Origin of the sequence: Variovorax sp. AB1(2024) (genome assembly GCF_037482385.2) — a bacterium.
In the GTDB taxonomy this organism is placed as follows: domain Bacteria; phylum Pseudomonadota; class Gammaproteobacteria; order Burkholderiales; family Burkholderiaceae_C; genus Variovorax.
Genome location: NZ_JBBHKP020000001.1, coordinates 663,749 through 674,631, shown reverse-complemented (window position 1 = coordinate 674,631; position 10,883 = coordinate 663,749). Strand labels below are relative to the sequence as shown.

The 10,883-nt window shown below is 67.7% G+C and carries 11 protein-coding genes; all 11 read right to left on the bottom strand.

Annotated elements, in window-relative coordinates; all coding sequences use genetic code 11:
• Positions 1-10: 10 nt before the first annotated feature.
• Positions 11-601 carry an NAD(P)H-dependent oxidoreductase gene (locus WIX39_RS03315; protein ID WP_081268771.1) on the bottom strand — a complete coding sequence of 197 codons (591 nt, stop codon included), beginning with the start codon at positions 599-601 and terminating at the stop codon, positions 11-13.
• Between the two features lie 140 nt (positions 602-741).
• The gene (locus WIX39_RS03310) at positions 742-1,770 is read right to left on the bottom strand and encodes an ABC transporter substrate-binding protein (protein WP_081268772.1); all 1,029 of its coding nucleotides are present in this window, start codon (positions 1,768-1,770) and stop codon (positions 742-744) included.
• Between the two features lie 240 nt (positions 1,771-2,010).
• Positions 2,011-3,393 (bottom strand): FAD-binding oxidoreductase, encoded by a 1,383-nt coding sequence (locus WIX39_RS03305; RefSeq protein ID WP_409194497.1) that lies wholly within the window; start codon positions 3,391-3,393, stop codon positions 2,011-2,013.
• Between the two features lie 129 nt (positions 3,394-3,522).
• Positions 3,523-4,407 (bottom strand): ABC transporter permease, encoded by an 885-nt coding sequence (locus WIX39_RS03300; protein ID WP_199851872.1) that lies wholly within the window; start codon positions 4,405-4,407, stop codon positions 3,523-3,525.
• Positions 4,385-5,188: an ABC transporter ATP-binding protein gene (locus WIX39_RS03295; protein WP_081268775.1), complete on the bottom strand. Its 804-nt coding sequence runs from the start codon at positions 5,186-5,188 to the stop codon at positions 4,385-4,387. The genes WIX39_RS03300 and WIX39_RS03295 overlap by 23 nt, the downstream gene beginning before the upstream one ends.
• Before the next feature lie 11 nt (positions 5,189-5,199).
• Entirely contained in the window at positions 5,200-6,021 is an 822-nt protein-coding gene (locus tag WIX39_RS03290; protein WP_106936424.1) for a creatininase family protein, read from the bottom strand.
• Between the two features lie 169 nt (positions 6,022-6,190).
• Entirely contained in the window at positions 6,191-7,816 is a 1,626-nt protein-coding gene (locus WIX39_RS03285) for an MFS transporter (RefSeq protein WP_106936426.1), read from the bottom strand.
• A gap of 32 nt (positions 7,817-7,848) precedes the next feature.
• Positions 7,849-8,619 carry an amino acid ABC transporter permease gene (locus WIX39_RS03280; protein ID WP_081268778.1) on the bottom strand — a complete coding sequence of 257 codons (771 nt, stop codon included), beginning with the start codon at positions 8,617-8,619 and terminating at the stop codon, positions 7,849-7,851.
• Positions 8,620-8,705: 86 nt separating this feature from the next.
• Entirely contained in the window at positions 8,706-9,464 is a 759-nt protein-coding gene (locus WIX39_RS03275) for a basic amino acid ABC transporter substrate-binding protein (RefSeq protein ID WP_081268779.1), read from the bottom strand.
• A gap of 79 nt (positions 9,465-9,543) precedes the next feature.
• The gene (locus WIX39_RS03270; protein WP_106936428.1) at positions 9,544-10,317 is read right to left on the bottom strand and encodes a hypothetical protein; all 774 of its coding nucleotides are present in this window, start codon (positions 10,315-10,317) and stop codon (positions 9,544-9,546) included.
• Positions 10,318-10,372: 55 nt separating this feature from the next.
• The gene (locus WIX39_RS03265; RefSeq protein ID WP_081268781.1) at positions 10,373-10,858 is read right to left on the bottom strand and encodes an Lrp/AsnC family transcriptional regulator; all 486 of its coding nucleotides are present in this window, start codon (positions 10,856-10,858) and stop codon (positions 10,373-10,375) included.
• Positions 10,859-10,883: the final 25 nt, after the last annotated feature.

Sequence of the window (10,883 nt, the reverse complement as noted above, 5' to 3'; positions counted from 1 at the left end):
TTGAAATGGCTCAGATGCTCTGCAGCTTGCGCGACACGCGCGCAATGAAATGGCTGCGGTCGTGCGCGGTCGCGGCGTTCATGTCGTGCAGCTGCAGCCACGTCACCTTGCAGCGCCATGCGAACAGCGCCCGCAGCGCGCGCGTGAACAGCCGCCGGCCCGGATCGCCGATCGCCATCACGAACCAGCGCGGCGAGCCACCCGTGGTCACCACCGTCAGCCGCTGGATGTGCCGCATGCCCGACTTCGCGAGCTGCCCTTTGCGCTCGGCCGGCAGGAAGGCCACGCCCGGCAGCCACACCCGCTCCAGCCAGCCCTTGAGCATCGACGGCGGCCCGTGGAACCAGGTGGGATAGACGAACACCAGGTGCTCGGCCCACAGCAGCGCATCGACGTGGGGTTTCACGCGTTCGCGGATCAGTTCGGGGTTGTCCAGGTAGGCCATGCGCTCCTCGCGTGTCAGCGTCGGGTCGAAGCCCTCGGCGTACAGGTCGATGGCCTTGACGGAGTGCCGGGGCTCGAGCGCCTCGAGGGCGGTGCGGTAGAGCGCGTGATTGAAGCTGTCAGGGTTCGGATGGCAGTGGACGACGAGCGTTTTCATTTGAGGGCCGGTTCGCCTGTTCGGCGAGACGGGGTCAGAGCCCAAGGACAAAAGGCCGCGCAGTGCCTTATGGCAACCCAGGCGCCGGCATCTGACCCCGGCGCAAGCCCCGCGCGACCCACGGGAAAAAACCGGCGTGCTTACTTGCCGGTGAGCTTCTTGCGGACGTCGACGCCGACGCCCTTGTTCACGAACTGCGTGGTCACGACCTTCGACAGGTCGACCTCGCCGGGCTTGTACAGGCCGGCCTTGACCATCTTGTCGTAGAAGTCCTTCACGCGGGCCTCGTCCATGGCGCCGATGCCCTTGGTGAGCGACTCGCCGCTGTCGACGATGCCCATCTTCTTCATCAGCTCGATGGAGCCCTGCAGCGCGGCGATGGGCGAGTCGGGGTTGGTCTTGGCGATGAGTTCGTTGGCGGCCTTGTTGTCGCCGTAGAGGTAGTTGTTCCAGCCGATGATCGAGGCCTCGACGAACTTGCGCACCGTCTCGGGCTTGTTCTTGATGAGGTCGGCGCGGGTTTCGATGGTGGTCGCGTAGGTCGAGAAGCCGTTGTCGGCCAGCAGCTGCACCACGGGGTCGAAGCCGGCCTGCGCCTTGATCGACAGCGGTTCCGAAATGGCATAGCCCTGCTGGATGGACTTCTTGTCCGCCAGGAACGGGCCGACGTTGAAGGTGTAGGGCTTGAGCTGCGAGTCCTTGAAGCCGTACTCCGACTTCATCCACTGCCAGAAGCTGAACTGGCCGTCCTTGCCGATGAAGGCCACGGGCGCCTTGGTCATGTCCTTGAAGGTGTCGAAGCCCTGGCCCGGGTGCGCGAACATGGCCTGCGGGTCTTTCTGGAAGAAGGCCGCGACGACCACGGTGGGCACGCCGTTCTTCACGTTGTCGAAGGACTGCAGCAGGTTGCCGGTCATGAGGAAGTCGACCTTGCCGGCCGGCAGCATCGGCCGGTTGTTGACCATCGGGCCACCCTGCTGGATCTCGACGTCGAGGCCGTACTTCTTGTAGGTGCCGTCCACCAGCGCCTGGTAGAAGCCGCCGTGGCCGGCCTGCGCTTTCCAGTTGGTGGCGAACACCACTTTTTCCTGCGCCTGCACGGCGAAGGCGGCAGCAGCGAGGGCGAGGCCGAGGGCAAGCGGACGGATTGTCAGAGCGGGAACGCGCATGGCAGTGGACTCCTGGGTTGAATGCGGTATGGGATTTTGGTGTCGGTCGAATTTTTTCGGGGCGCGTGCGCAGGTCGTCGGGTACTCCCCTCCGCGAATGTCCCCCGGCCTGCGGCCTCCTCCTTTATTTCGCTGCGGGGAGCACCCGACGCCCTGTGCACGGGGCACGCTGCTGGAGCGCGGCCGATCAACGACTGCTCTGTCCAACGATCACGGCGAAAAGGAAGAGGAGATTTCATTTCAGCGCTCGACAGCCATGTCGGCAGTCCAGCCGCGCGTCTTGCCCGGGTTCATCAACCCCATCGGATCGCTGCGCTTCTTGAACTCGATCTGCTGCGTGTCGATGGTCTTCATGCCGCCGTCCTCGATGGTCACGACGTGCGGGTTGAAGATCTTGCAGCCGCCCTGCGACTCGATCTCGCGGATCAGCTCGTACTGGTGGGCCTCGCCCTTCCAGCGCACCAGCAGGATGCCGAAGGTGCCGCATTCGCCGTTGGCGCGGGCGAAGTCCTGGTGCTGCAGCACGTCGTCCCCGAAGATCTGCAGATGGCGCTCGACCACTGCGGGGTCGAAGGGCTGGGCGTAAGCCACCTGCAGATAGGTCCAGCCACGGTCGGCCTTCAGTGCCTGCAGCGTGGTGTGGTTGAACGCGCATTCGTAGGCCGGCGGCAGGCCGTCGGCCAGCAACTCGGCCTCGGTGCCGGCGACCGAGATGGTGCCGCCGTGCGCCTCGGCGAGCGCGCGGAAGTCCGCCATCGAATCGGGCGAGACCATGGTGAACACCGCATGCCGGTCTGGCGGAAAGCGGTCGCGCATGGCCGTGTAGTAGGGCGAGAAGCGTGCCTCCACCGTGGACAGCAGGAAGATGTCGAGCGTTGGCGCCTGCGCCGCGATGCCGAAGTCGAGCGCGCCGCGGTAGGTGTCGAACAGCACCGTGCAGTGCACCCATTCGACCGCGGGGCTCAGCGCCACTTCCACGTCGAGGATCACGCCGTTGGTGCCGTAGGCGTGGTGCACCTGCTGGATCTCGTCGCCGTGCAGCTCGATGACGCGCGGCTCGCGCTCCACCGTCATCACGCGCGCGCGCAGCAGGTTGCCGGGGTCGCGCAGGATGCCGTGGCGGAACGAGCCGATGCCGCCGAAGCCGCCCGCGATGAAGCCGCCGATGGAAGCCACGTGCCAGGTCGACGGCCACATGCGCAGCGCCTGGCCGGTTTCGCGCGCGGCGAGGTCGATGTCGTGCATGCGCGCACCGGCTTCCACGCGCATGCGGCCTTCGCCGATGTCGAGCACGCGGCACATCTGCGTCACGTCGAGCACGATGCCGCCTTCGAGCGGCACGCACTGGCCATAGTTGCCGGTACCGCCGGCGCGCACCGTGAGCGGCAGCTTCCACCTGGCGGCCACGGCCGCGGCCTGGCGCACGTCGTCTTCCGTGCTGACCTTGACCACGAGGTCGGCCACGCAGCCCGCGAGCTGCGCGGTGAGGATGGGGCTGTACCAGTAGAAGTCCTTCGACAGCTGCTTGCGCTGGGCCGGCGCGGTGACGACGTTGAGGCCGCGCAGGTCGGCGCGTACCGCGTCCCAGTCAAAGTTTGTCGGGAAAGGGTGTTCGGAACTCATCGAGGCTCTGTCCGGGGGAACTCTTTGCAAGGGAACACCGCGGGACCGGCTTGGCCGGGCCGCAGGTGTTGCCCCCGGTAGGGGGTTGGCGAAGCGACACGAAGTGCGCGCAGCCTGGGGGCGAGCAAACTACCTTTCACGGCGCATCTCGCTTTCGTGCCAGTGGCCCAATACCAGGCGGGAGAGCGCGGCGAACACGATGAAGATCACGATGCCCAGCAACGAAACCAGCAGCAGCGCCGCGAACATCATCGGGATCTCGGTGCGGAAGCTCGATTCGAGAATGCGCGACGCCAGGCCCGTTTCCTTGCCGGCCGTGCCGGCCGTGAACTCGGCCACCACCGCGCCGATCAGGCTCAGGCCGCCCGCGATCTTCAGGCCCGCCATGAAGTACGGCAGCGCGCTGGGCGCGAGCAGGTAGCGGAAGGTCTGCCAGGGCGATGCCTTGTAGAGCTGGAACAGGTCGCGCAGGTTGCTGTCGGCGCTCTTCAAGCCGATGACGGTGTTCGACAGGATCGGGAAGAAGGCCACGATCCAGGCGCACAGCAGCAGCGCCGCCGTGGTGCTCGACACGTAGATCAGGATCAGCGGCGCGATCGCGATGATCGGCGTCACCTGCAGGATCACCGCGATGGGGAAGAGGCCGATCTCCACCCACTTGAACAGCGCGAACGCAATCGCCAGCAGCACGCCGCCGACGATGGCCGCCGTGAGCGCGAGCAGCGTGAGCTTCACCGTGAACCACAGCGCGCTGGAGAGCGAATCCCAGTTGTCGAACAGCGTGCGAAGAATGAGCGAGGGCGCGGGCAGGATGTAGTGCGGGATGTTGTTGGCGCGCACCGTCCATTCCCAGATCAGCAGCAGCGCGATGACGATGCCCGCGGGCACGACGATGCGCAGCAGCGACTCGCGGCGGCGCAGCCTGTCTTCGTGCGCGCGCAGCATGTCGGCGGACGGGGTGGCGTCGGTCGTGTCCATGGGCATCACGGGTTCAATGGTCGATGTCGAGGCCATGGAGCGCTCCGTGCAGGGATTGGGATACCGCCGTGCAATGCGCGTTGTAGCGGCTCGAGGTGCGGAACTCTTCGCCGCGCGGGTACGGCTCGTCGATGCGGATCTCGTCGATCACCCGGCCCGGGCGCGCCGCCATCACCACGATGCGGTTCGACAGGTACACCGACTCGTACACGCTGTGCGTGACGAACACGATGGAGAAGCGGTGCTCGCGCCAGATGGCCAGCAGGTCGTTGTTGAGCTTGATGCGCGTCATTTCGTCGAGCGCGGCAAAGGGCTCGTCCATGAGCAGCAGGCGCGGGTGCGTGACGAGTGCGCGCGCGATCGACACGCGCATCTTCATGCCGCCCGACAGCTCGCGCGGATACACGTCGGCAAAGCGCGAGAGGCCCACCAGCTCCAGCACCTGCTGCACCACCGGCGCGGCGGCGTCGCGGCTGGTGCCGGCCAGCTTGAGCGGCAGCCAGACGTTGTCGAACACCTTGGCCCATGGCATGAGCGTGGGCTCCTGGAACACGAAGCCCAGGTCGCGGTCGCTCTTGCTGTCCTTGGCCGAGCCGGTGTTGGCACCCGACCAGGCCATCTCGCCCGAGCTCAGGCGCGTGAGCCCCGCGATCAGCCGCAGCGCGGTGCTCTTGCCGCAGCCCGAGGGGCCGAGGAAGCTGATGAAGTCGTGCTCGCCGATGTCGAGCGACATGCCCTGCAATGCGAGCGTGCCGTTGGCGAAGCGCTTGCCTACGTTGCGCAGGCTGACCAGGGGAGGGGTCCGGGTGCTGTCCATGGCGTGCGAGCCTAGCGCCAGGCCGGCACGTTGGCCAGGCGGGAGAGCGGGAAGCGGTCGACTTCGTGCAGCAGCTCGACGAAGCGGCGGCCCACATGGTCGAGCACCGCCGCGCCCTTCTCGGCCGTGGCGCGCGTGGCGTCGCCGGCGGCGCCCGCGGGGTTGATGTCGTGCATCTGCCAGCCGAGCTTGCCGCTGGGCGTGATCGAGAGGAACTTGTTCTCGGCGGCCAGTTGCTCGGTCATGGAGCTGAAGTTCTGGAACTGGTCGCGGCGCACGTAGTCGGGCGTCAGGTGCAGCATCACCGAGCTTTCGAGGTCGCCGGCATGGATGCCGTGCCTGCCCTCGTGCGCGGTGAACAGGCCATCGGGCAGGCCCAGCGTGTACCAGTTGGCGGCCACGACCATCATGTCGTGCTCCTCGCGCAGGTCGCGCGCCACGATGTCCATGACGCTCATCTGCCCGCCGTGGCTGTTGTAGAGCACCAGCTTGCGCACGCCGGCTTTCGCAACGCAGGCGCCGATGTCTTTCCACATCGCGATCAGGGTGGCCGCCGACACGGTGAGCGTGCCCGGGTAGCGCGAGTGCTCGTTGCTCTTGCCGTAGGGCACGGTGGGCAGGAAGAGCACCGGCAGGTCGTCGGGCAGGTGGGGCAGCGTGGCGCGCACCATGCCGTCGATGGTCGCGGTGTCGGTCGACATCGGCAGGTGGGGGCCGTGCTGTTCGGTGGCGCCGACCGGCAGCACCGCGATGAGCCGTTCACGGTCGAGGCGGGAGAACTCTTCGCTGGTCAGGTCGGACCAGAAACGGCTGCGCAGGGGAGGTGTATTCATCGGGGCTGTACCTCGTGACGCCGGAGTTGGCGGTGGCTTAAATTATCCATATGGTCAAAAAAGACTGGCTATCCGTGGATACCCGGCGATTTTTCGCATGCAAGCGCCATGCCATCAAATTCACCCGTTTGGTCAAAAATTGACCCGCCGGGCGCCCCGAACCGGTGCGTCAGCGCCGCACCACGTAGCGCGTGATGACCGGCGCCGCCTCGCCGATGTGGAAGGCGAGCCTGCGTTCCCGCAGCGCCATGTCGCTCGCGGTGGCGCGGTTGAAGCGGCGCAGGTGGTCGGTCCACGAGTCGTCGACGATCTGCTCCACGTAGCGCTCGGGCTGCACGATGTCGTGCAGCAGCTCCCAGCCGATGGCGCCCTGGCTCAGGCGCGCGCGGCGCGTCTGCTGCATCACGAGGTGGAAGGCGGCGGCGCGGGCGGGGTCGATGATGTATTCGACCGTGATCACCACGCGGCCTTCTTCCTGCGGTGCCTCGGCCGGCGGGCCGGCGGCCCAGCCGGCCGCGGCGGGGCTGGTGTCGTCCTCGCCGCTCACGTCGGTCACCCAGCGCAGGGCCAGCAGCATCACCAGCGTGCCGCTGATGGCGCCGATGACCAGGCTCAGCTGCAGCGTCGTGACCGTGGCCACCTGGCCCCAGATGGCCGCGCCGATCGCGCTCGCACCCATGATCGCCATCTGGTACATCGACATGCCGCGCGCGCGCACCCAGTCGGGCAGCGCGAGCTGGGCCGACACCGAGAGCGAATTGGCCACCGTGATCCACGCCATGCCGCCGAAGAACATCGCCGGCACCGCCACCCAGGCATTGGGCGCGACGGCCATCACCGCCGTGGCGCCCGACTGCAGCAGCGTGCCGCGCAGCACCAGCTGGTCGCGCCCCAGCGCCTGGCGCAGCCGCGGCAGGAACAGCACCGCGATGATCGCGCCCGAACCCATGGCCGCCAGCAGCAGCGTGAAGGTGCCGGCGCCGCCGCCCTTCAGGTTGCGCGCCAGCAGCGGCAGCAGGGCCAGCAGGGCGGTGGAGTGGAAGAAGAAGATCGACACGCGCACCAGCACCGCGCGCATGCGCTGCGACTGCCGCACGAACTGCACGCCCACGCGCATCGCGCCGATGAGCTTCTCGCGGCCCAGCGGATTGGGCGTGTGCGCGCGCCGCCAGCGCAGCACCACGAAGCCCGAGGCCACCGACAGCACCGCGTTGAGCGCGAACACCCACACGGTGCCGGCGCTCGCGATCAGCACGCCGGCGGTGAGCGGGCCGACGATGCGCGATGCGTTCATGGCGATGCCGTTGAGCCCCAGCGCGGCCGGCAGCTGCGGCCGCGGCACCAGCTCGGGCACGATGGCCGCGAACACCGGCCAGCGCAGCGCCAGCCCGATGCCGTTGGCGAAGGTGAGCGCCAGCAGCAGCGGCGCCGTCATCACGTCGAGCGCCAGTGCCGCGCACAGCACGATGGCGGTGCCGGCCAGCCAGAACTGCGTGGCCACCAGCCAGCGCCTGCGGTCGAGGATGTCGGCCAGCGCGCCGCTGGGCAGGCCCAGCAGGAACACCGGCAGCGTGGAGGCCGACTGCACCAGCGCCACCCAGATGGGCGAGGAGGTGAGCGAGGTCATCATCCACGCCGCGGCCACATCGTTCATCCACATGCAGATGTTGGCGATGAGCCAGGTGCTCCACAGCATGCGGAACACGGGGAGCTTCAGGGGCTCGAGGGCCGCGAGCTTCGAGGGCTGCGGCCGCTTGGGCGGGATCGGTGTCTCTTCGGGGGATATGGGTGGCATGTGCCGTTATTGTGGCGCGCCCCTTTCCCGTCTCAGCCCCGATCGCTGCGGGCGAGACGGATTTCCAGGCGGCGCAGCATCGTCGTGAGCACCAGCGTCATCACCCAGTAGATCACCGAGATCGCAAGGTACGGCTCCCAGTAGCGCGCATAGGCGCCGGCCACGGTGCGGGCCGCGTAGGCCAGCTCGGCCAGGCCGATGGCGGACACCAGCGAGGTGTCTTTCAGCAGCGCGATCGCGTTGTTGCCCAGGGGCGGCAGCATGCGGCGGAAGGCCTGCGGCAGCACCACGTAGCGCATCACCTGCGCGGGCGAGAAGCCGAGCGAGCGGCCGGCATCGAACTGCCCGCGCGAGATCGACTGGATGCCGGCGCGGAACACCTCGGAGATGTAGGCCGCCGAGTTGAGCGTGAGCGCCACCACGCCCGAGATGAGCGCACCGTGCTCCTGCTTGAGCGTGCGCGCCAGTTCGCCGTCGATCAGCAGGCCGCTGGTCGGGTGGATGAACACCGGCATCACCGCGAAGTGGATCAGCAGGATCTGCACGAACAGCGGCGTGCCGCGAAAGAAGCTCACGTACACCGTGGCGGGCCAGCGCAGGAAGAAGCGCGCGACCCAGGTCCAGGGCGCGTGGCGCGGCTGCGCCAGCCGCGCGAGCGCGAGGCACAGGCCCCAGCTGGACCCCAGCAGCACGCAGACCACGGTCATGCGCAGCGTCATCCAGGCGCCCTGCCAGAACAGGTCCTTGTATTCGACCAGGATGTCCCATCGGAACCATCCGAACAGCAGCACCGGTTGTTCCATGTTTGCGTCCTCAAACTCTCTCGATCAGTCAACGGAAAACGAAACGGCCGCTTGGGGCGGCCGTATTCAATGAAATGCCGTGCGGCTCAGCGCACGTTCGGATCCTTGTTGAACCACTTCTTGTAGATGGTCACGTAGCTGCCGTCGGCGCGAATCGCAGCGAGGCCGGCGGTGAGCTTGTCGAGCAGGGCCTTGTCGCCCTTCTTCACGACGATGCCGAAGCCTTCCTCGGGGAAGGACTTGTCGTCGATGGTCTTGAGCTCGGGGTTCTGCGCCACGCGATAGGCGATGACGCCGTTGTCGCCCATGGCCGCATCGACGCCGCCGCCGGCCAGCTCGGAAATGATGAGCGGCGTGCTCTCGAAGCGGCGGATGTCGGGGTTGGTCTTGCCGAACTCGCGCGAGGCGATGTCGTCGGCGGTGGAGGCGCTGACCACGGCGATCTTCTTGCCGGCCAGGTCCTTCAGCGAGGCGACCTTGCTGTTCTTCGGCAGCGCGATCAGCTGGCGGGCCGCGAAGTAGGGCGGCGTGAAGTCGTAGCTCTGCTTGCGCTTCTCGTTGATGGTCACGCCCGAGATCACGAGGTCGACGTCGCCGTTGTTCAGCGCGCCGAAGATGCCGGTGAAGGGCGTGTTGACGACCTTGATCTTCAGGCCCTGCTGCTTGGCGATGGCATTGATGATGTCGATGTCGAAGCCGACGATCTGCTTGTCCTTGTTCTCGAAGGCGAACGGCGCGTAGGTGGCGCTGGAGGCCACGATCAGTTCGCGGTTCTGCGCCTGGGCGCCGAAGGCGAGCGTGGCGGCGGCAAGGCCGAGGGCCAGGGCGCGGCGGATGGGGTTCATTGAGGGTCCTCGTTTCCGCGGTTGGCGGGGTATGGTGGGCGACGATTTTAGGCGGCCGCCGGGCCGCGCCACGGCGCGATCAGCGCCCGAACAGGACGTACAGCACCACCAGGGCCGCCACGACGGCGCCGATCATCTTCCAGCGGGCGGGAACGAGGCCGGGCGAGGTGTTGACGGAAATCGTGGTCTTGGAGAAATACGCCGAGGTGGAAGAGGTCGAGGAAGACGCCGAGCTCGAAGTCGACGTGACGAACGACGTCGCCGTGCGCGAAGGCTTTCTGGCCTGTGCGACGCGGGCCGCCGCGTCGGCGACGATGTCGGCGTGTCCCGCGCGCCCGGCCAGCGCCGCCAGGTCGTCGTCGCTCAGGGCGCCCGATCCGAGCACTGTCCAGGCGAGCGTCGCGGGCAGCGAATCGGGCGCGGCCCAGGCTGCCTGGTGCGTGGGCAGCATCGTGAGGCTGTGCGCATGCTGCACCGCGTCGACGAGCCCGAGGGCGAGCAACCGGTCGAGCGCGTCGGCGCTCACGCCGTCCTGCATCCGGCGCTCCCGCAGGCGCAGCTGGAACTGCGCCCACGGCGGCAGCGGCAGCTCGCTGCTCACCAGGCCGGTCGCTTCCGACACGATCGCCTGCGCTTCGTTTGCGCGGCCGGCGGCCGCGCGGGCGGGCAGGTCGGCCAGCTGCGCGGTCGAGACGATCTCGCGCGCCACCACCCAGGCCAGGGCTTCGGCGGGCGTGCGCAGCGTGACCACGCTGAGCTCGGGGTCGCTGGCGGCGGCCGTGTGTTCGGCGTCGGTCAGCAAGCGCATTTCATGCAGCCAGGACAGTGCCCGGCGGCCGGTGTCGGGATTCATGGAGCAGCCCTTCCTCTTCGTTGTGATCGGCGCATGCTCGCACACCGCCGCGCGGCTACTTGCCCCGGGCGGCCAGGTGCCCCAGCGGCAGCGCGCTGCTGGCCTTCACCTCGCCCAGCGAGAAGCTGGTGTGCAGGTCTTTCACGTTCGGCAGGTTCATCAGGTGCTGGCGCGCGAAGGCCGAGAAGCTGTCCAGGTCCTGCGCCACCACCTGCAGCTCGAAGGTGCCGGTGCCGCTGATGTAGTGGCAGGCGACCACGTCGGGCAGCTTGCGGATGGCGTCTTCCAGCTTGCGGGTGGCCTCGTGCGTGACGCGCTCGGTGTCCACGCGCACGAAAGCGAGCACGCCCAGCCCTATCTTGTGGCGGTCGATCTCGGCGTGGTAGCCCTTGATGAAGCCGGCCTCCTCCAGCGCCCGCACCCGGCGCCAGCAGGGCGCGGCCGAGAGGCCCACGCGCTGCGCAAGCTCGGCGTTCGTGAGGCGTCCGTCGGCCTGCAGTTCTTGCAGGATTGCGAGGTCGAACTTGTCAATGCTTTCCATGGAGTCGAATCTTAAGCAAGATTCT